This window comes from Flavobacterium sp. T12S277 (assembly GCF_048514875.1).
Taxonomy (GTDB): Bacteria; Bacteroidota; Bacteroidia; order Flavobacteriales; family Flavobacteriaceae; genus Flavobacterium.
This window is the reverse complement of sequence record NZ_JBLYEG010000001.1, coordinates 456,627-477,772: the sequence shown is the minus strand read 5'-3', so window position 1 is coordinate 477,772 and position 21,146 is coordinate 456,627. Positions and strand designations below refer to the sequence as shown.

The following is a 21,146-nucleotide window of genomic DNA, read 5'->3' as shown; positions in this document are numbered from 1 at the left end:
TTTAAATCAGATTAAAAAGTTAGGTTACATCCTAAAGATATTGATCTTGGGATTGGTTGTGCATAGATATTTCCGAACGTTTCCGGGTCAAAGTAGCCTTTATAATCAGAGCTGATTACAAATAAGTTTCTTCCTTCGATACTAAATCTTACACTATCCATAAACAACGTTTTTGTCGCTGTTTTAGGCAATGAATATCCTAAACGAACGCTGCTTAAACGCATATAGCTCATTTCATGAACCCAAGTATCTAAATAGTTGTAAACATTAAGTGGTGCTCCTGCTGGTGAAAACCATTGGTAAGCCATCCATGAATCTCCTGTTCCTGAAGTTGGACTAGTAATTCCAGGTATGTTTGAACCTGTATTAGTAGGTGACCAGGCATTAAGTACATCTGTAGTGTAGTTTTGACCACGATCTAATTGTGTACCATTAAAATTTGGTTTTTCAACAACAGTTTGTTTAAGATTGAAAGTGGTAGCAATAGTAAGATCAAAATTATGAACTTTAAAAGTGTTGATAAAACCACCGGTAAATTTAGGATCTGCATCTCCGACATAAGTAAACAAATCTCTTGTTTCTTCATTCGTAAGTTTTGATTGCGAGAAAACTCCCGGAAAAAAATCTGCATAAGGATCAAAAAGACCAAAAAGAGTTTGCGTGTTTACAGTTTCTCCTTTCTTATTTACAAATAAAGGGAAACCACTTTCATCAATTCCGTTAGTTTTTAATGCAAATACGGCATTAACAGGTAATCCTTGTCTTGAAGGTAAATAGGTGTTAGATCTTGTCTGGATGCGATCAACAGTACTCTTATTATGAGCAAAATTAATAGTCGTGTTCCATTTAAAGTTCGGACGGTCAATGTTTCTTGTAGACAAAGAAATCTCGTATCCTTTATTCGTTACCTGAGCCCAGTTAGCGTTTGTATATTCAAAACCGTTTTCAACAGGAAGTGATTGTAAGCCAATTAAATCAGTACTTTTTCTTCCGTAAATATCGGTTATAATGTTAATACGGTTGTTGAATAACCCCAGATCCATTCCAAAGTTGGTATTGGTCGTCTTTTCCCATCTTAATTTATCATTTGGAGGAGAAGCTACACTAATAATAGGTTCTGATTGTCCCGGTAAAATAATAGTTGTTTGATTTGTTCCAACGACATACGGAGAAGTATTTTTATCGATATTTCCTTGTAAACCGTAAGACGCACGTAATCTTAAATTAGAAACTATTTCGCTATCTTTTAAGAAATTTTCTTCAGATACTGCCCATGAACCGGAAACTGCCCATAATGGTAAGTATTTGTATTTAGGATCTGCACCAAATAAATCTGAACCGTCGTAACGCACACTTCCAAAGAACGTATATTTTCTGTCATACGTATAAGATGCTGTTGCGAAGAATGATGCAAAGGCGTTTTCGTTTTCATTCTTTAAATACGTTCTATAGGTTGGATTAGATGCATAATTTTGAGTTGGAAAAACAATTTGAGTTGTAGTCAATGTTTTCGGGTCGAAACCAAAACCTTTTGTATTAATAGCTGTGCTTTTGTTTTTTCTTAACTCATTACCCACCATAAATTCTAACTCATGTTTCCCTCCAAGAGTAGTGTTATAGTTTAACATCGTTTTCCAGTTGTATTGAAAAAAGTCAGTGTTTGAATTTTGAATAATTCCGCCAACAGGAAGGAAATAAGTATAAGCTCCATTTGCAAATACACTTGTTTTTTCTCTTTCTTTTCTGGTGAAGTAAGTGTCTTTACCAGCATATTTTTCAGAAGCATTGTTATCAAACTGTAAACCAATTTGTGTACTTGCTTTTAATCCTTTTGTAATATTATAATCAACGTCAAGTAATGCTTTTATAGATCTTGTTGTCAATTCGTAATTAGTATTTTCTCTTTCTTCTAAGTAATTAAAAGGAATATATACACTTCCATTTCCATACCCGGTCATGTCTTTATCATAATTATAACTTCCATCAGCGTTTAATGGAGCTAGATATGGATTTGCGTTTCTGGAGTAATTAGCAGGATTTGTAAAAGTGTCCGTATCTGAAATATAAGATGATTTTTTACTTTGTGTACCAAAAATTCCAACGCCAACACGCAATTTATCAGTTACATCAAAGTTATTTTTTAAGGTAAGGTTGTATCTGTCAAAACCAGTTCCGATAGTAGCACCTTCTTCGTTGTAAGCTCCTAAAGAGAAATAGTAATCTGATTTTTCTCCACCACCAGATAAACTTAAGGTATATTGTTTGTTGATGGCACTTCTGTACAATAAATCGCCCCAATTGGTATTGTTGTTTCTTAAAGCATTGATTGCGTTTTGTGTTGTTGGACTTAGAGACGAAAAACCTCCCGATCTGTAGGCTCCTAATTCATTAGCCTGTTTAAGAATACGGGAAATTTCTCCGTTACCGTCTCTGTAAGTCAAATCTTCTCTTGAAGCCAGTGAAAGTTCAAGATCTACTTTTTGAGAAGAATTTAAAAGGTTTAATTTAGAAAAATCAGGTTTTTGAGTCACAAAAGTATTGACATTCAAATCTACCTTCATACTTCCTTTTTTTCCTTTTTTAGTCGTTACCACAATAACACCGTTTGCAGCTCTTGCTCCATAAATGGCAGTTGCAGCAGCATCTTTTAGTATGGTAATATCTTTAATATCTTCAGGATTTAAACCTGCGATAGAAAAATTGCTCAATAAGTCGATATTGTCCTTGTCGTAGTTTTGAGGAACATCATTTCCTTCTAATGGCAAACCATCCAAAACCCATAACGGATCCTGTGCACCATTAAGAGATGCTGTACCACGAACTCTGATTCTTGCAATGGAACCCGGAGCTCCCGTTTGTGGTGTTACCGCAACACCCGCAACCTGACCGATTAACATTTGATCTAAACTCGCCACACCGGCTTGTTTGATATTTGCCATTTCAACTTTAGCAACAGCCGAAGTCAATTTTCTTTTTTCGATCTTTTGGTAGCCCGTTACAACAATTTCTTTCAATTCACTAACATCTGATTTTAAAGAAACAGTGTATTGATTTTTATCGGTAATCTCAATAGTATAAGGCAGGTAACCCATATAGGTTACTCTTAGAGTTTTGATACTACTGTTTATTTTAAATTCAAAAGCACCGTCAAAATCGGTTACAGTTCCCAGACTGGCACTCTGAATAACACCTTTTTGTTCTGTATTGTTTGATATGGAAGTATTCTCGACAAAAACAGTAACTCCCGGTATTGGCAGTCCGTCTTTGGCGTCGAGCACCTTTCCTTTAATAGTCCTTTCCTGCGCGTAACCCGAGAGGGCCAGGAGGAAGCTCAGCATGTAAAATAAATTCTTCATTGGTTGTTTTGGATTATGTTAATTATAGTGTGTTGTTTAGTGCTCTTTCGATACGTTGGATCAGGTCAAAATAATGATTCTTTGTTTCCTGATTTCCAATGTTTCTTTTCGTTTTCAATAGTTGCAGAATCTGATTCAATTCTCCTTTTTTATCAGAAGTCACTTCTGAAACTCTCTTCAGCGAAGACTGATTAATGTTACGTGCCATTTTTGATTCATTCAGATAATCACACAAATGCGGCATGTTTAAGGTTTCGCTTAACTGAATTCCTTTTTTTGAATCTGTTTTCTCAAAAAGTTTATTCGTTGAAACGATCAGGATGTCTACATAATTTTTCTGTGTCATGCGTTCCATAATCGTAAGCGATTTGTTTTGGATCGTAGGTGCAAAAATGTTTTGGTGAATTGTTCTGAACAATTGTGTTACCGTGAATACATTTTCTTTGGCTTCATTACGCTGAAACAATTCGTTTTCGGTCATGCGCAACAAACGATCATCACTTAACAGGTTGTACAGTATACCGTATTGTAATTCTCTTGCCAAAGTGTACGGAGTGTACTCGTAAGGCCCAAGAGGAGAGTCTTTCAACGGATTTGTTTTGTCGAGGATCGGATTGAAAAACAACCATTCCGGAAGTGCAATACTATTTTTTAGCAAATACGAAACAGCTCTTTTTTGAATTGCTGCCGGAACCGGAATATAACTTGCTTTGTTATCACCATGAACCGTTGTATTCAGATAGATTCCTCCAACATTGGTTAATACGTGGTAGTTGTACAAATTCCACTGACCAATCGCACCAATGTAAAGTTTCCCTGTTTGGTAGTACGACTCGTCTTTGTCATACGTCCACTCCAGAATTTTACCCACCACTTTTTTAAGGTTTTTAAGTCCGTATTCGCTGGCTTTCATCGCGTCATCCCCTAAATCTTCAGACTGCGAACGCGGGTCGATGGTACTGTCACCGTCTTGTTGCTCTCCGTAGAAATAGATTGGGTCGTCCTGGTGTTTTGTAATCAGATTGTTAAGCGCAGTGTGCTCTTCGTTTTGGTCTGCATACCATTTGTAACCCCATTCGATAGCATATTTATCGTATTCACCAATTTTTGGTGTAATCGCTTCTACATGATCTTCGGGTTGGGCAATATAGTTGTAACGGGCATAATCCATGATTGATGGTGCTGTTCCGCCCATTTTTGCCGTGAATTCTTTTGATCTTAACGATTCTACCGGATAGGCAAATGAAGCCCCCATATTGTGTTTTAAACCAAAAGTATGTCCTACTTCATGAGAGGAAACAAAACGAATTGCTTCTCCCATATGTTCGTCACTAAACTTGTTTCCTCTGGCTTTCGGATCAATAGCACCCGTTTGAATGCGCATCCAGCTTTGAAGGGAAGTCATGACATTGTGCCACCAGATAATATCCGATTCTATAATTTCACCGCTTCTTGGGTCCACAACTGCAGGTCCCATAGCATTAGATTTTTGCGAAGCCACATAGGTAATCACCGAGTAGCGTACATCGTCGATATCAAAATCGGTATCCTCTGCGGTAGGTTCTTTGGCGATTACGGCATTTTTAAATCCGGCTCTTTCAAAAGCCACCTGCCAGTCGCGAACCCCGTCAATGATATACGAGCGCCATTGTTTTGGTGTCGAAGGATCGATATAATATACAATTGGCTTTTTAGGTTCTACCAGTTCGCCTTTGCGGTATTTTTCGATGTCTTCCTTTTTAGGCTCCAGTCTCCAGCGTGTAATTAATTCTTTTTCCTGCATGGCATGCTGGCTATCGCTGAAGTACCAGTGTTTTTCAGAGAAATACCCCACACGTTTGTCTGCAAAACGCGGCTGCATAGCAACTTTATCCAACAAAATAATATTGGATGTTACCCCAAATGTTACCGAAAGGGCAGGGCCGCCCTCGCTTACCGATGTCGTAAGCTGTGATTTTACTACGATATTTTTTGGAAACGTTTTCACATTTTCGATATACGACAGTTCTGATTTTACAGATCCGCCAAAGCCGATGTTGCTTAATATGTCGTTGAAACTCTTTTGTTTACCGTCAAAAACCTTGTTGGCTTTGATGACAACTGAAGTAGAGTCGTTATTTTTGGTTTCGATATCAAAAACTTCAATAATAGATTCTGAGAAATTACTGTTTACCGAAGCCGTAATAGCATCTCCAACAGGGGAGGATACCTTTGGAACAGAAGATTTTACCCAAACTTTTTTGGCAGTTAAATCTTTGTGAAACGTTATAATTTTATTCTCGTAATTCATTCCTTTATTCAATCCGGCATCATTAACAGGTAAGGGAACATTGGAGATTTTATTAACTACTAAAAACTCTCTTTGGAAAAGAGAATCGTTAATTTCTAAGTATAAATCTGTTTTGACCTGAATGGTATTGAAGAGTCCTTTTTTGAAAGTTCCCTTTTTTACAAGATCATCATACTTTTTTCCTTTAGAATCTTTTAATGAATCTTTAACTTGTTCTGTTTTGTCTTCTTTATTCTTTTTATTCTTTTTTTGAGAAACCATAGTGCTGGTACTCAATACCAGTACTAATAAAACGATATTTTTTAGGTTTATCAACAATGCCTTTTCTCTCATTGAAAGTTAAGTTTAGGTTAATTTTTGGCTAAAAATATTGCAGGGCTAACGTTAAAAAAAACAAAATGGAGTGAGTGGCTTTTTTTCGGGAGTGAATGTTTTGTTTTATCCAATTAAAGGCAAAATGCAAGTAAAATCGCCGTCTTTTTTGAAGACCTTGAAATCGTCTTTAGAATAATATTTGTAAATAATTTCTAAGTATTTGTGACCAAACTTGGATTCTTTTCCGAAGTTTTGCTTTTCGTTTAAATTATTGGTAATAATTACAACGTTTTCTTTAATGTCAATTGTTATTTTTAAAGGGGTTTCTTCAGAAGCTATATTGTGTTTTATGGCGTTTTCCACCGCGATCTGAAAAGCCAGATAGGGTACTTTTTTAGCCAGATTATTTTCGTCTTCAATGTGAATTGAAAAAACAAATTCTTCAGTAAATCGGGTTTGCTGTAAAAAAATGTACTTTTCAATAAAAAGCAGTTCTTCTTGTACCGTAACAATATTGTTTGCGGGCGGGCTAATCAGGTACCGGTATATTTTAGACAGATTAAGGGTAAATTTTCGTGCGACAGCCGTATTGCTTTCGATAAGCATATAAAGCGAGTTCAGGGAGTTAAACAAAAAGTGTGGATTAATCTGCTCTTTTAATTGTTGCAGCTGAATAAGTGCTTTTTCTTTATTGATCGTTTCATTTTCGATCAGCAGGTTGTTTTTTTCCTGTGCAAGCACTTCTTTTTCCTGAAAAGTTTTGCGTGTAAATAGGGTAAACAGATAAAAGAATACAATTAAAATTGCCGTGGTTACGATGTAAATTAACGAAGCATACTTTTTTACTGTATTGACGTCTTCATTTGATATTTTCTCCGCAAAATTAACGCAGACGTACCAGTTGGTTCCTTTAACATTGAGTCGTTTGGTATAACGTACGATGTCCAGTCCTAAATATTCGGAAAGCGCAATTGTTCGGCTAAAGCCATTTTTATCCGTAAAAGTAGTATCACGCGGGCGAAGGTTTGTGATTTTGAAAATGTTCTTTTTCAGCAGTTTTACTTCCGGATGGTACAAAATTGTTCCATTTTTATCGAATACAAAAGCATAATTGAGCGCTTTCTGATCGATAGTAGAGAAATAGGATTGAAGGGCTTGTAAGTCAATATCATACCCGTATCGAATTACCGTGCCATTTGCAGCCGTGTATTTGTAGTAAATGCGCCAGAAAAAGTTTTTATCGTCTTCAACGATGCAGTTGTATTCACTGAGATTCCCGTTTTGGACAGCAAAATTCTTTATAGAAGCCTCGAGATTGGGGCTGTTCTTGGCGGTTACAAATGTAATGTGCTGGCTGTTAATCTGAAACCAGTTGTTTTTTATTAGGCTGTCATTGGCATGAATGGTACTCAGCACCTTTAAATTATCAGATAAGTTATGTGGATTACTCATCTCGACAACACGTTTTAACTCCTTTTGAGTTTCTAAAAAGCGTGACAATTCCTGCGCGAGTACTTCGTGTTTTTTTTGAAAGCCGCGTTCTTCTGTTGCCGTATTTGATTTTTCGGTAATTTCAGTTATAAAGCTGCTTAAAATATAGATCGAAAGCAGTGTAAGAACAATGAAAATGATTCCTAAAATGAAGAAGTTCCTGCCGGAAAAGGTATTTTTAAAAGTAAATTTCAACGATGTAAATTAAAATATAAGGCCTTATTTCAGTCCTTATAACAATAAGTTTTATTTTTTTCAGGGTGCAAATATAAAACTTTTTGATTGATACTGTTTAAGTTAGCAAAAGTTAACAGTATTTTGAAGGGTTCGTTTAGTAAAAATCCTGTTAAGACAAAAAAGTTTCAGGTTTAAGTTTCAAAATAAACGCAAGACCTATAAAAAACAAAGTTCGCAAAGCTATACTTAAACTTTGCGAACCTTGCGTAAACCTTTGCGAACTTTGCGGTAAAATCAACTAGTAGTTCTAATTTCATTTCAAACCTGAAACCTGAAACTTGAAACTTGAAACCTGAAACAAAACCTACGAAATCTGCAGATGCTCCATCGTTTTTCCCACCAAAGTTTTAGTGCCCACTATTTTAAAGCCTAATTTTAAATACAATTTTTTCGCACTTGGGTTGGCTTCTTCCACCAATAAACCTAAAGTCTGGTGGTTTTGCGTTACATATTCCTCAATTAAGAATTGCAAAAGTTTAGAGCCAATCCCTTTTCCCTGATGATTTGGACTTACACCAACCGAATCAATATAAAATTCACCGCTTTGTGTTTCGTCTTCAGGATTAAAATCAGAATTGAAATTCAAACGGACATAATCTACAATCGGTTTTCGCAACGGATGCAGCTGAGCCCCGTCATAAACAGAGACCGCTCCTACAATTTCGTTTTCATCTTCCGCTACAAAACAGTTTTGATAGGAGTATTGATTATTTTCGGTTTCAACAAAATGAAGCAGGAAATAGTACGCTGTCTTGGGGTTCTTTTCACCGATAAATTTATAGATAATGTCCTCCATTGCCAGCAATAAAAGTGCTGCAATATTTTCTGAATCTTCAATTGTTGCTTTTCTGATAATCATGATAAATGCGTTTAGTCTGCAAAATTACGCCAACTTTTACAGATCAATCATTTTTACGCAAAATTTATACTGAAAAATTGCAGTTTCTTTAATATTTAGTAAAATGGTCGGTCGTGTACTGCATATTTGTATTTGTGTTAAGTGGTTTGTTTTTAATGGATTAGGTGTGTTTCAAAGTGTGTTTTTTTAGAAGGTTAGGTAAAACACAGAAGTTTCAAAATTGAAGTAGTCAGCGTTTTTCTTTTGGAGGAAAACAATCTGTATTGTAGTAAAAAGACTAAAATTCAAAGTAGGGTTGTTGATAACTGTTGACCAACTAAAGCCGTTTTTTGCCTCTTTTGCTGTTGATAACTCTATTTAGATTTAGTATAAATAACTGAGATTTCGCCTCTTACCGTTTATTTCCCAACTGTTGATAAAACGCAAAAAAGAGGGAAGATTTCGGGGAACCAAACTGTTGATAATTGCGTCGTTTTTTAACATCAAAAAAGGGATAAAAGAAGATCTCCGGGGTAAATTTGTATTTATAGAAATGTCGTCAAAACCTCCCCAAATACGAAGCATTTTTATTCGAATTCAGTCAACATTTAATACTTATACATATGTCTATATTTGATAAAAGAATCAATTATAAACCTTTCGAATACCCGGAGGTTTTGCAGTTTACAGAAGCCATAAATAAAGCGTATTGGGTTCATACAGAGGTTGATTTTACTGCTGATACACAGGATTTCCATTCGCATTTGAATGCGGCAGAAAAAACAGCCATCAAAAATAGTTTACTGGCAATTGCACAGATAGAAGTAGCGGTAAAAAGCTTTTGGGGTAATATCTACGAACACTTTCCAAAGCCGGAATTCAACGGACTGGGGACTACTTTTGCTGAATGTGAGTTCAGACATTCTGAGGCCTATTCCCGTTTACTGGAAGTGTTAGGATACAATGATGAATTTGAAAAACTTTTGGACATTCCTGTGATCCGCAAGCGTGTCGATTATCTGTCAGACGTGCTTAAGGATACCAAATCGCAGGACAATAAAAAGTATGTTATTTCCCTGATCTTATTTAGCATACTGATCGAGAATGTGTCGCTGTTCAGTCAGTTTGCGATCTTGTTGTCCTTTACGCGATTCAAAGGGTACATGAAAAATGTGAGTAACATTATTGCATGGACCTCTATTGACGAGCAAATTCATGCCAATGGCGGAATTTTTATCGTAAACAAAATCCGTGAAGAATTTCCGGATTATTTCGACGAAGAAACACTAAATCTCGTTCGCGAAACCGTTAAAAATTCGATTGATGTAGAAGCCGATATCTTAGACTGGATTTTTGAAGAGGGAGAGATTGAAACAATCAATAAAACTGATTTGGTTAATTTCATGAAGTTCAGAATAGACGAGAGCCTGGTTCAAATTAATATTCCAACTATTTTTAATGTTGAAGCAGACGATTATAAGGCGATGGCCTGGTTTGAAGAAGAAGTTTTTGCCAACAGTTTGGATGATTTCTTTGCAAAAAGACCAGTAGAATATACCAAACACGACAAAAGCATTACGGCAAACGACCTGTTTTAAAAAGCAAATTACAATTATGAATACAATAGATACAACTTCAGCAAACAGCCTTCCGTTAAGTGGGGCCGATAATAAAATGTGGTGGAAAAACTCTGAAAGTGAGCAAATTTTAAATCGTGGTTATCTTTTAAAAGGAGAAACTGTAGAAGGTGCAATTGACAGAATTTGCACGGGTGCAGCCAGAAGATTATACAAACCCGAATTGAAAGAATCTTTTGTAGAAATGATCGAACGCGGCTGGATGAGTATCAGCTCTCCTGTTTGGGCGAATATGGGAACCGAACGCGGTTTGCCAATTTCGTGTTTTAATGTGCACGTTCCGGATGAGATTGAAGGAATTACACATAAGCTGGGTGAAGTGATTATGCAAACCAAAATTGGTGGAGGAACATCGGGGTATTTTGGGGAGTTACGTGAAAGAGGAAGCGCTGTTACAGATAACGGTAAGAGCAGTGGGGCAGTAAGTTTTATGAAGCTTTTTGATACTACGATGGATACCATTTCTCAGGGAGGAGTACGCCGCGGAGCATTTGCAGCTTATTTAGACGTAGACCACCCGGATATTGAGGAGTTTTTGAAGATTAAGAGTATTGGAAATCCAATTCAGAATTTGTTTACGGGGATCTGTGTACCGGATTACTGGATGCAGGAAATGATTGATGGCGATAACGACAAAAGACAAATCTGGGCTAAGGTGCTAGAAAGCCGTCAGCAAAAAGGATTGCCGTATATCTTTTTCAGTGACAACGTAAATAAAAACAAACCACAGGTTTATAAAGACAAAAACCTGCGCATTAATGCCAGTAATTTGTGCAGCGAAATCATGCTGCCTTCAAGCCTTGACGAATCATTTATTTGCTGTCTTTCCTCAATGAATCTGGAACTTTACGATGAATGGAAAGACACAGAAGCGGTAAAATTAGCCATCTTTTTTCTGGACGCTGTATTGCAGGAATTTATAGAAAAAACGGAAGGCAACTATTACCTTTCAGCAGCCAATCGATTTGCCAAAAGGCACCGTGCGCTTGGACTTGGGGTTTTGGGATGGCACTCGTATCTGCAAAAAAACAGAATTCCGTTTGAAGGAATGGAAGCCAAGATGAAAACCACAGAAATTTTTAAACATATTAGTGATAAAGCCGACAAAGCGACTCAGGATTTGGCCCGAATTTATGGCGAACCTGAATTGCTAAAAGGATATGGAAGACGTAATACGACGACTATGGCTATTGCGCCAACAACTTCATCATCGGCTATTTTAGGACAAACTTCACCTGGTATTGAGCCTTTTAGCAGTAATTATTACAAAGCAGGACTTAGCAAAGGAAATTTTATGCGTAAAAACAAATACCTTAAAATTTTACTCGAAGAAAAAGGACTCGACAATGAAGAGGTTTGGAGAGAAATCATGCTAAATGGCGGAAGCGTACAGCACATGACCCAGCTGACAAAGGAAGAAAAAGATGTTTTTAAAACCTTTAAAGAAATCAGTCAGTTGGAGATTGTACAGCAGGCCGCAATACGTCAGAAATTTGTAGATCAGGGGCAAAGTATCAATTTGAATATCCCTGCCGATTTACCGATTAAAGAAGTAAACCGACTGCTTATTGAAGCCTGGCAGCTTGGAATCAAGAGTTTGTATTACCAGCGCAGTCAAAGTGTGTCTAAAGAACTAGTAACAAGTTTGGTAAGCTGCAGCAGTTGCGAATCATAAACAAAAAGGCCGGATGTATTATCCGGCCTTTTCTGTTGATGTATTTGTTTGATTTTGATTATTTGTGAGGGTATTTTTTTAGTTCACTAAGTTTTTAAGAGTAATAAAATAATGGCCGTATTCATTTTCATAATCGGTTACGGTGCATTTGTACGTTTTTAGATTTTTTTGCAATTGAAAGATGCTTACATTCACTTTAAAAGCGGTATGTACAGGCATCGCTCTGTTTAAAAAAGCTTCTACGTTTTCTATTTCTACCCGAGCTGCTTCAGGATTACCGGCAGGAGTTGCTTTAAAGACATTTTTTAGAATGCATTTCGCAATATATACTGCAGGTACAATTTGATAGTTTTCAAAATGTCCTTTGCATTGATTTCGGGTAAATCCATTTACAGTGACGTTAAATTCATTTTCATTTAAATATTCAAATGAAGTTTCGGGCAGGTTACACGAGAAAGTATGATCTGTTTCGTCATTGTAATGCGGCTCAAATATTTTCCGGAAGGAAGGTTCGTTGAAAATATAATAATCAACTTCCATTTGAAATAAGGTATTCATGTCGTCTCTAATTTCAATTAAGGACTTTCCTTTTTGATTGTTTTCTAATTGAGGGTTTATTTTGGCCACTAATAATCCGGAAGGGCGTTTATGCGAAATTCTTCTTATTCGGAGTTTTTCCGCCAGAAAATAATTTTTTTCTTCCGTTTTCATTTCTTTTGCCAGGTTCAGACTTCCCATAGTGGTCAGTATTTTAATAAAATCACTAAAATTCTCCCGATCAAAAGACTCAAAGGATTTATGAAGCGGAAACTCAGTAGGATTGTCTTTAATCGTAATTTTGTCGGCATTTTCAAATAAATAGGGCGAAGTCTCCCCAATTAATTCTACTATATTTTTTGTGGGTTGTGGTATCATAGTATTAAAGTTGTTTAATGTTATACACCGATTTGATTGTAAAGTCCTCGTTGGTTTGTTCAAACGTATAATCGATCTGACAAGGAATGTTTACCATTTCTTTAATTCCTTCTACAAAAGGTAAAAATGTAGGTATAGTAATGTGTTTCTCAATTCCCAGCTCCGTTAAAACTTTTAAATACCGATCGACTCCGGTAAGTTCTACAATTGTATTTTCCGGACTGTACTTTAGTATTCTGAAGTGGTATTCGGGACTTGAGTTGTATATCGTATAAATAACAACCGCGGCAAATGTCCTTGTGTCTTTTTCCAGTGCAGGATGTACCTGAAAAGCCTGCATGGTTTTTAGTTTTCCTAATTCATAGAATAATTTCTTCGAATGCTCATCCATTTTATCATTTCCAAAAGCGGCGCCAATATTCTTTAATAACAGGCCATAAAAAGCCGCAGTCACACTCGATAAATTTTGAGTGAGTGTTAATGTGTCTTCCGGAAAAAATGCGTTGACTAAACTTTCTTTCACTTCTTGCGATGGAAAAATATCCCTATTTCTGCTCTCGCCTAAATTTTTAAATAACACTTGTTTCATAGTACTCAATTTTAAGGGGTTAACTTATATTTAATTTGTTAGGAGCGTACTTGTTTGTCGTGATAAATAATAATAAAATGTAGTGTTTTTGTTTTGTAATTATTTGTTTATCATTGTTTTATGTGTGTAAAAATAATATTTTTTCTGTTAAAATTTAAACTGTCCAGATTTTTTACTAATAAAAATATAGGAGGTTTCATTCAAAAGAGACACGCGTTTGTGGTGTTGTGTTTTATTTTCAGTGGATTTAAATCAGTTGCTAGAAAGCAAATCGTTCCCTCGGAACTGTTTTTGAGAGCGTTTTTTGTGGGAAGGAAAGGATATAAACCTTTGCGACTCCGCGACTTCGCGAGATTTATTTCTCCCGCAGATCTGGCAGATTGCTTCGCCTGTTCGCTATCGCTCGGGTTAGCGGATTAATAATCTAAATAATCCTTTTAATCTGTGGCAAGAAATGCTGTTGCCTGTAATTTACATGTATCGTTCCTACGGAACTTTCCGGTGGTTGTGTTTTATTTTCAACGGATTAAAATCCGTTGCTATAAATAGGTCGTTCCTACGGAACTGTTTTATTAAAAAAAAGGCCGGATAAATGATCCGGCCTTTTGATAAAGTAAACGTTTAAAATTGATTTCTAGTGACCTTTGCTGTTTTCAAAGCCCAAAATCGTAATCATATAAGGGGTGCTCGAAACCTTTATTTTTTTAGCAATTGCCATGGTAGACAAATTCAGTTGTAGTAATTCTCCCGTAGACGGAGAAGTAAGGTAAGCAAAGTTCTCTGTTAGTTGAATTTGTGGTTTTAAAGCCGCATCAGTGGCGGTTTCAGCAATAACTTTTCCTTCTTTTTCAAGTTGCAGACTGGTAAGATTGTAAAGTTTGAATTCACCCGAATGCAGCAGAATTCCCAGTTTAGTAGCATTGAAACTCACTTTGCATTGCATGATCGTCGTATTTTGCAAGATAGGTTTAATGGTTTCGCTCGCCACATCGATAAGATAAGCTCCTTTTGCAGCGGTATAGCCCACAAATTTTCCTTTGGCTTTGGTTTCTAAAATAGTTCCAAACCAGGCAGTTCCAAAGTCAGCAGGAAGCGCAATAAGTTTTTGTTTTCCGGTACTTTCCACTACAAGCACACCGCTTGCCGATCCAAAAACGGCATAAGTTCCGTCTGACGCATTTCCGTGAATTCCTTTGGTCGTAACAGTAGCATTAAAAAGGGTTTTACCCGAATTGTCGATGATTTTTACTTTCTCAGGAAGCGTCCCTGCTACCGAATTGTCTTTTTCGGTAATGGCATAACTTCCGTTAGAAAAAGTAGCCATAGCACCATGATGGGCTAATAAACCTGCATTTATGATTTTAAATTTAGCTCCTGCAGTATTGACTTCAGATTCTTTGGCGACAGCCAGTGTTCCGTCTCCGTCATTAAAAGTCATCAGTTCTCCGCTTTTGCTTTTAAAATGGGTAGGCATAGGCGCCTGACCAATTAAAGCACCAAATTTCGGGATTCCGTCTACATCCACATGATCGCCATGACCTTCAAAACCACTGTCGAAAGTTTCAACCGTATTACTGGCTCTGTGAATGATTCCTGCATATCGTTTAGATTCTGTGGTATATAGGGAAGATTTTGCAAATTTGGCATTAAAAGAACTTGTTTTAGCCTCGACCGGATCGACCAGTGTAATCTCGGTTGTTTTTTCATCAGAAAGTAAAATTCTTAAGAATTTATACTCGGTTAAAGCCTCTTTAGGGGTTTCAGGAGTATTGTCGTCGTCGTTGCTACAAGAGAGTATAGTGGTAGATAAGGCGAATAGGAAAATGAGTTTGTAATACTTGTTTTTCATGGTAAAGGTATATTAAAGTTGATATTTAAAAGTTAATTGTAATAGGCATCGATTTGTAGACGCTCATATTGTAAGTGGTGTTTTTATAAAGCACGACCCAGTTGTATGTTCCGGATTGCCAAGCTTTGTCTGCGGTTATTGGAGTTCCTTCGAAATCTTTATCTGCACCAATAGTGATGCTTTGACCGCCCAAAACACCATTTATTTTTTGAAGTGTAGTAATTTTTGAAGCAGCCGCCAGACCTTTATGTTCGACTTTTGAAATCACAATTGCCTTCTTGAAATCAAGTTTGTCGATACTTTCTGGGTGATAATTGGCGCTTTTTTTTATCAAAACAGAATATAAAATTCCATCCCCCATAATTTGACTTACTTGCGCATGCGCAGTCAGAAGATCATTTTTTTTGAAAATAAGTTCCGGTTCAACCCAGGTATTTATATAGTAAATCAGATCATCGTTTCGCGATAGATTATCACGGCCAATCATAGGATCAACGGGCATATTCGCAGGATCGGTAATGGTTACTACTTCTTTAATTTCGAGTTTCGATCCGTTTTCATCCAAAACAATAAAAAGGAAATCAAACTTGCCTTCCGGAGCATCGGCCGGAATGTTGAAGTGCTTGTGTACGTTGGTGTTTTTGGTGCCTTTGTATTCTGCCCAGGACAACTCAAACTTCCAGTCTTTGGTATAGGTTTCGCCTTTTATAGGAAGGATTTTTAATTGTACATCGGCAATTTTATCCCCGGCAAGTACATCGGCGTTAAAATGAAAATCACGGCCAATCAGGGCTTTTTTGTTATTGGCAGTACCAATTTCAATATTTTCAGCTTTGGGTTTTGAAACCTCTTTGTCGTCGTCGTTATTACAGGCTGTAAAAGCCACACTCACGGCTACAAAGAGCAGTATTAATTTTAGTTTTTTCATTAGGGCCTTGGATTGATTAATTGAATTCATATTGTATTTATTTGTGTATTAAAAATGGAATTTTGAGCGATAGAATAATGTTTCTGCCAGCCTCAGGAAGTTCTATTAACCTGTAAAAGCTGGTGTGATTAAGGTATTTTGTATTGAACAGGTTTTGTACCTGCAGGCTTATAATAAAAGTTTGCTGTCCGGTTTTTAGCTGGGTTCCCATAGCAAGATTGAAGACGCTGCTGCTTGCCGTTTTCTTTTCCGGAGGAACGATCTGGTTTTGTTCGGCTGTAAAACGATAATCAAGGGAGAAGTACGTTTCTTTTAAGTTTTTTATTTCCGGATTGTACGTAATCCCAAACAAAACAGAAGGAGGAGGAGAGAAGGGCAGTGTATATCCTTTTTTATCTCCAGACATTTGTTCACTGTAAAGGTATTCCGCCAGCATTTCACCACTTAAATATTTAAAAAACTGGTATCGTACTTGTAATTCGCCGCCATAACGCAGGACTTTACTTTGCTCGTATTCAAATACCTGATTGCCTGCTCCGTAGTATATATCATGTTGTGAAGTGGGGTTGAGATAAATGTAATTCGGAAAATAATTGAAAAAAGGGCTCAACTGTACCGACCATTTATTCTCTTGCCATTCCATACCAAGATCTAACTGGTACGAACGTTCGGGTGATAGACCTGGATTGCCTTTTTCAAATCTGAAATAATGATAATTAACACCATTTGAAGCCAGTTCTTTTGCGATTGGCATTCTGAAACTCGTCCCCAGATTGGCTTTTAAAGACCATTGGCCGGGAGTATAGTTAACACCTGCTGACCAGTTAAAACTCTGAAAGGTTCGGGTCAGGTCTTGCGAACGTTTTAAATATTGGGGTGTTGTTTGCCCATTTTCAGTGACTTCACTTGGAAACCAGTCGGTGTACTGCTTCATTTTGATTTTGCCGTAATCCAGTCGTACGGCGGCATGAAGCAGCCATAATTCGCTGAGCTCAATTTTATCATATACAAATGCTCCTGCATTAAATTGTTTAAAAGCAGGAATTAAAAAACTCCAGCCGTTAATACTGTTTTGTTGCTGTTCGGCATTAATTCCTGTCGTAAACTGATGCTTTTGAATTGTAAATTCATCCTTAACAGCAGCAGAAAACACTTCTTTATCGTATTGTCTTTCCAGATGATTCGGAGCATACATGTCAACAGGATATAGCGGCGGCATATACCCATGATTGACATAATGGCTCCATTCGCGACGGAAGTTTTTCTGAAACCCCAGTTGTGTTTCCACCCGATGTGAACCCACCGAAAAAGAAGTTGTATTACTGATTTTTGTATGAGTCACTTCCTGAAAAGGCATTAAAATATCCCTGTTGGATCGGTCATGGAGTTCGGTATCCACATTTCGGGGTTCGAGTCCGTGAGCGTTGGCAAAAAAGCCGCTTTTGGTATAAATGTTACTGAAATATAAAACCGACCTGAATTTATCAGAGACATAGCCGGTGCTGGCGTGTAAATCGAGTTCACGTCCTGCCGTGTTGCGCAAATGATTTTTGTATAAGGGAACAGCATAATTGTAAACCTGTACCGTATCGGTAGGAACGCGATAATCTCCGTAGTCCATGGCGGTAACTCGGGTATCAAAGAACCAGTTTTCATTCCGTCCGTACAGGTTCATTGATCCTCCAAATTGCGCATTGTTGCTTTTGCCTGTAAAATCAGCACTTCCGCCTAAAACATGCTGAGCAGGAAAGGGTAGTGGCTGTATGTTTATGGCACCTCCAATCGCATCAGAACCGTACATAAACGATGAAGGACCTTTGATAATTGCCACGCGATTCACTGCATACTGATCGATTTCTAAACCGTGATCGGCGCCCCATTGCTGGCCTTCATGCTTGAAGCCGTTTTCGACCACAATAACCTGATTGAAACTCAGTCCGCGAATCAAGGGTTTTGAGCTCCCAGAGCCAATAGAAATGGTTTTGACTCCCGGTAGTCTTTGTAAAGACTGCATCAGACTTCCGCCAAGGTTTCGCTGGATAAAACTGCTGTTTACAATTTCAAGATTAAGTGATTCCTGTTTTTTACGACGCGTTTCATAACCTTCGCTAATCACGACTTCGAGTAATTCATTTACTTCCGGTTTTAAGAAAATGTCAGGAAGTACCATCGTATTTTGATCTATAAAAAGAGGTATTTCATATAAAGAATATCCGGAATAAGTAACCGTTAACCGTTTTGTGTTTTTAGGAACCTGATTCAGAAAGAATTGTCCTTTTTTGTTGGTAACAGTGCTTATATGAGCCGGATAAAGGGTAACGACAGCTCCTTCTAAAGGCTTTTGATCTTTAGAAAATACAGTGCCGGAAACACGAACAGATTGCGCTGCAGCTTTTGTAACCACAACCAAAGCAAAACAAAAGAGCAGCACAAAATACGTTCGCAAGGGACTAGAATTATTATTGTTCATTAAAATCAACTTATAAAATTTTAATGCTTAAACCTTTAATCGTTTGCCAGCCTTCCTTATCCGTTAAACGAATCATGAAATGATAATCTCCCGAATCAATATCTGCCGGAATACTGATTTCCTGAACAGCTTCGAACGTTTTTTGTCCGGAAGGAATCGTAACCGAATTGATGTAAAGCATTGGTTTTACAGGTTTTTTGACAGGATCAGCAGTACAGTCCATTACCTCAGTGCTGTGAGTATGATGGTCAAAATTGTGGTGAATGTCCAGACTGTACGAACCTAATTGCGAGTTGTCTGTAAACTTTGCCCTGAAAGTAATTTTTTGTCCGCGGCTAAGTGTACTGCATTGTATCGGAAATGCATTTGCAGCCGAAATATCAATTACGGGATATTCCGTATCAATTTCGTTTTTGTCACTGTCACAGGCTGTGAAAACAAAGCCCGTTGCCAAAAGAGCCAGAAAAATTTTGGGAGTTTTCATTCGGTTTAATTTGAGTTTAGCGGTATTCATATGTAAAAAATGTGGATTACGGAAGGCTTATTTCGCATAAGAAATAGTGAATGAAGAACCATTTTACGGCATAACAGGATGTCGCAAAAGCATGGCTTTCATCGGTGCGGAATTCGATAAACTAAAAAGTAAGAGGTGTGTGACCAGCTATAAACAATACTTGATTACTGGTATTGAATTGCATAGTAGTAGATCATTGGTTAACGGTAACAATTGTTTTGAACCGATAATCTCACCAAAGTTTTATCCCAAAAAGAATAAACTCGTCAGACAGTAGGAATCAAAATGTTTCTTGAACAGTACCAATAAATAGAAAACAATCAACGCCCTTAAAAAAAGATGTTTTTTGTATGAAGAATCTAAAACATATAGTGGCACACCATTCCAAATGGAAATGATTTACTTTTTATTGTTTTAGAAAATAGGAGGTGCTCTAAGAGCGAATAAAGACCCTTTGAAAAAAGGAGCATACGATTTAGAATAAAAATGTACATAAGGAATTAGCGTACTATTTTTATAAAACTGAAAAGTTACGAAGCTAAAAGTACCAACAGGACTAAATTTAAAATGACAAATGGCACATTCGTCACTGGAGTGATCCTGTACTTTAAATTCGCTTTTGTCGGTATGGTAATGTGCTGCTGTTTTGGGAGCAGCATTGTGATTTTGTATGTGTTCATACGAATGTATCGCCGGAAATAGTATCGAAAATACTACCACCAACGGCATCAAAAGATTTAGTAATTTAAATTTCTTTTTCATTCTAATGAATCGATAACTTATCTGCAATGAAATACAAATATAGAATTCTTATTTGTAAATGCAACATTGTTTCATTAAAAAAAATAAAGAAAAAAATAAAGAAAAAAATAAAGAAAAAATTAGAAGGATAAATCTTAGGTGGTAAAGAATAAATCTGGTTTTTTGTATCAGTTCAAGGAACGAGTAAGCACATTAGGTAATATTACCCCTGTATGCTGAGTGTTTGCGCTATTTCGTTCCTTGAATTGACAATTGAATTTGAAGTAACTATCGTAAATGTTGTAGTTCGATTAGTGTGATACCGCTTTAAGTCCGATAATAGAACTTACCAGGGTAAAAAGAAAGAACAATCTCCAGAAGGCAGCAGGTTCTTTAAAAACAAAAATTCCCATCAGTACCGTTCCAACAGCTCCAATTCCGGTCCATACCGCATAGGCTGTTCCAATAGGAAGTGTTTCAGTAGCTTTAATCAAAAGCAGCATGCTTACGGTTAGTGATATAAAAAAGCCCGTGTACCATAAGTAAACATCGGTACCAGTTGCCTCTTTGGCTTTTCCGAGACAGGTTGCAAAAGCAACTTCAAACAGTCCCGCAATAATTAGAATAATCCAGTTCATAATCGTTATAATTTTATGAGGCAAAGTTCCTTTAACTCCTGCAATAAAAATTTAACATATGATAAAAAATGAATTTATTTCAAGTCGGCTCTTATTCTGCTTAGGCTTACTTGTGTAATGCCAAGATAGGAAGCAATATGCCCCAGTTGAATTCTTTGAATCAGTTCGGGATGGTGTTTCATAAGTTCCAGATAACGATCGGTTGCGTTTCGGAATTGCCTTGAAATTAACCGTTCTTCTGTTTTAATGAGTTCCTGTTCGGCAAATTTCCTGCCCCAGTTGGCAATATTAATATCGGTTTCAAACAACTGCTGCAAATGCGCTTTTTTTAATTCATAAAGTTCACAGTCTTCGAGAAGTTCTATCGTTTCATAACCCTTTTGCTCTTCGACATAACTTTTCATGGAAAGAATAGTTTGCCCTTCTTTTCCAAACCAGAACGTAATTTCACTATCATTCTCATCCACATACGCCCGCACAATTCCTTTTTTTATAAAATAGAGCGCAGATTCAATCTTTCCGGCATTTAACAGTATATGTCCTTTAGGATAACTTATCTCACTAATACCTAGTTTTAATGCATTTTTGGACTCCTCGGGGAGTTGAAATATGTCGTCAAGAATTGTATCGATGTCCATTGTTGTGAGATGTGAGATGTAAAAT

15 protein-coding genes are annotated in these 21,146 nt (G+C 37.0%); 2 read left to right on the top strand and 13 right to left on the bottom strand.

The features are described from left to right. Positions 1-11: 11 nt before the first annotated feature. The 4 genes from ACN1CN_RS01935 to ACN1CN_RS01920 all read right to left on the bottom strand — a co-directional run bounded on the left by ACN1CN_RS01935 (position 12) and on the right by ACN1CN_RS01920 (position 8,548). Entirely contained in the window at positions 12-3,356 is a 3,345-nt protein-coding gene (locus ACN1CN_RS01935; protein WP_419134456.1) for a SusC/RagA family TonB-linked outer membrane protein, read from the bottom strand. A 22-nt stretch (positions 3,357-3,378) separates the two neighbouring features. Beyond that, positions 3,379-5,979, bottom strand: a complete 2,601-nt coding sequence (locus ACN1CN_RS01930) for a zinc-dependent metalloprotease (RefSeq protein ID WP_419134455.1) — start codon at positions 5,977-5,979, stop codon at positions 3,379-3,381. Between the two features lie 105 nt (positions 5,980-6,084). Then, positions 6,085-7,647 carry a histidine kinase gene (locus tag ACN1CN_RS01925; RefSeq protein WP_419134454.1) on the bottom strand — a complete coding sequence of 521 codons (1,563 nt, stop codon included), beginning with the start codon at positions 7,645-7,647 and terminating at the stop codon, positions 6,085-6,087. Between the two features lie 346 nt (positions 7,648-7,993). After that, complete coding sequence (locus tag ACN1CN_RS01920; protein WP_419134453.1) at positions 7,994-8,548, bottom strand: N-acetyltransferase family protein; 555 nt, start codon at positions 8,546-8,548, stop codon at positions 7,994-7,996. 602 nt (positions 8,549-9,150) lie between these two features. Here ACN1CN_RS01920 and ACN1CN_RS01915 point away from each other — a divergent pair. Together ACN1CN_RS01915 and ACN1CN_RS01910 are read left to right on the top strand one after the other, a co-directional pair. Beyond that, positions 9,151-10,125 carry a ribonucleotide-diphosphate reductase subunit beta gene (locus tag ACN1CN_RS01915; protein ID WP_419134452.1) on the top strand — a complete coding sequence of 325 codons (975 nt, stop codon included), beginning with the start codon at positions 9,151-9,153 and terminating at the stop codon, positions 10,123-10,125. A 16-nt stretch (positions 10,126-10,141) separates the two neighbouring features. Beyond that, on the top strand, positions 10,142-11,839 hold the full coding sequence (locus tag ACN1CN_RS01910; protein ID WP_419134451.1) for a ribonucleoside-diphosphate reductase subunit alpha: 1,698 nt from the start codon (positions 10,142-10,144) through the stop codon (positions 11,837-11,839). A gap of 78 nt (positions 11,840-11,917) precedes the next feature. Here ACN1CN_RS01910 and ACN1CN_RS01905 read toward each other — a convergent pair whose 3' ends face one another. The 9 genes from ACN1CN_RS01905 to ACN1CN_RS01865 form a co-directional block, all read right to left on the bottom strand. Further along, positions 11,918-12,754: a hypothetical protein gene (locus tag ACN1CN_RS01905; RefSeq protein ID WP_419134450.1), complete on the bottom strand. Its 837-nt coding sequence runs from the start codon at positions 12,752-12,754 to the stop codon at positions 11,918-11,920. Positions 12,755-12,758: 4 nt separating this feature from the next. Continuing rightward, entirely contained in the window at positions 12,759-13,343 is a 585-nt protein-coding gene (locus ACN1CN_RS01900; RefSeq protein WP_419134449.1) for a hypothetical protein, read from the bottom strand. 634 nt (positions 13,344-13,977) lie between these two features. Continuing rightward, on the bottom strand, positions 13,978-15,192 hold the full coding sequence (locus tag ACN1CN_RS01895) for a hypothetical protein (RefSeq protein WP_419134448.1): 1,215 nt from the start codon (positions 15,190-15,192) through the stop codon (positions 13,978-13,980). A gap of 25 nt (positions 15,193-15,217) precedes the next feature. Then, on the bottom strand, positions 15,218-16,120 hold the full coding sequence (locus tag ACN1CN_RS01890; protein WP_419134447.1) for a DUF4625 domain-containing protein: 903 nt from the start codon (positions 16,118-16,120) through the stop codon (positions 15,218-15,220). A 37-nt stretch (positions 16,121-16,157) separates the two neighbouring features. Next, on the bottom strand, positions 16,158-18,590 hold the full coding sequence (locus ACN1CN_RS01885; RefSeq protein WP_419134446.1) for a TonB-dependent receptor: 2,433 nt from the start codon (positions 18,588-18,590) through the stop codon (positions 16,158-16,160). A 10-nt stretch (positions 18,591-18,600) separates the two neighbouring features. Continuing rightward, a complete protein-coding gene (locus tag ACN1CN_RS01880) occupies positions 18,601-19,074 on the bottom strand; it encodes a DUF4625 domain-containing protein (protein WP_291287781.1) in 474 nt (157 codons plus the stop codon). 444 nt (positions 19,075-19,518) lie between these two features. Beyond that, a complete protein-coding gene (locus ACN1CN_RS01875) occupies positions 19,519-19,866 on the bottom strand; it encodes a hypothetical protein (protein ID WP_419134445.1) in 348 nt (115 codons plus the stop codon). Positions 19,867-20,156: 290 nt separating this feature from the next. After that, positions 20,157-20,483, bottom strand: a complete 327-nt coding sequence (locus ACN1CN_RS01870) for a DMT family transporter (RefSeq protein WP_264523778.1) — start codon at positions 20,481-20,483, stop codon at positions 20,157-20,159. 74 nt (positions 20,484-20,557) lie between these two features. Beyond that, the gene (locus ACN1CN_RS01865; RefSeq protein ID WP_419134444.1) at positions 20,558-21,121 is read right to left on the bottom strand and encodes a Crp/Fnr family transcriptional regulator; all 564 of its coding nucleotides are present in this window, start codon (positions 21,119-21,121) and stop codon (positions 20,558-20,560) included. Positions 21,122-21,146 lie beyond the last annotated feature (25 nt).

Excerpts from the sequence above, each read along its gene's own strand:
- ACN1CN_RS01935 (WP_419134456.1), bottom strand. The coding sequence starts at position 3,356 with ATGAAGAATTTATTTTACATGCTGAGCTTCCTCCTGGCCCTCTCGGGT.
- ACN1CN_RS01930 (WP_419134455.1), bottom strand. The coding sequence starts at position 5,979 with ATGAGAGAAAAGGCATTGTTGATAAACCTAAAAAATATCGTTTTATTA.
- ACN1CN_RS01920 (WP_419134453.1), bottom strand. The coding sequence starts at position 8,548 with ATGATTATCAGAAAAGCAACAATTGAAGATTCAGAAAATATTGCAGCA.
- ACN1CN_RS01915 (WP_419134452.1), top strand. The coding sequence starts at position 9,151 with ATGTCTATATTTGATAAAAGAATCAATTATAAACCTTTCGAATACCCG.
- ACN1CN_RS01910 (WP_419134451.1), top strand. The coding sequence starts at position 10,142 with ATGAATACAATAGATACAACTTCAGCAAACAGCCTTCCGTTAAGTGGG.
- ACN1CN_RS01905 (WP_419134450.1), bottom strand. The coding sequence starts at position 12,754 with ATGATACCACAACCCACAAAAAATATAGTAGAATTAATTGGGGAGACT.
- ACN1CN_RS01900 (WP_419134449.1), bottom strand. The coding sequence starts at position 13,343 with ATGAAACAAGTGTTATTTAAAAATTTAGGCGAGAGCAGAAATAGGGAT.
- ACN1CN_RS01895 (WP_419134448.1), bottom strand. The coding sequence starts at position 15,192 with ATGAAAAACAAGTATTACAAACTCATTTTCCTATTCGCCTTATCTACC.
- ACN1CN_RS01890 (WP_419134447.1), bottom strand. The coding sequence starts at position 16,120 with ATGAAAAAACTAAAATTAATACTGCTCTTTGTAGCCGTGAGTGTGGCT.
- ACN1CN_RS01885 (WP_419134446.1), bottom strand. The coding sequence starts at position 18,590 with ATGAACAATAATAATTCTAGTCCCTTGCGAACGTATTTTGTGCTGCTC.
- ACN1CN_RS01880 (WP_291287781.1), bottom strand. The coding sequence starts at position 19,074 with ATGAAAACTCCCAAAATTTTTCTGGCTCTTTTGGCAACGGGCTTTGTT.
- ACN1CN_RS01875 (WP_419134445.1), bottom strand. The coding sequence starts at position 19,866 with ATGAAAAAGAAATTTAAATTACTAAATCTTTTGATGCCGTTGGTGGTA.
- ACN1CN_RS01870 (WP_264523778.1), bottom strand. The coding sequence starts at position 20,483 with ATGAACTGGATTATTCTAATTATTGCGGGACTGTTTGAAGTTGCTTTT.
- ACN1CN_RS01865 (WP_419134444.1), bottom strand. The coding sequence starts at position 21,121 with ATGGACATCGATACAATTCTTGACGACATATTTCAACTCCCCGAGGAG.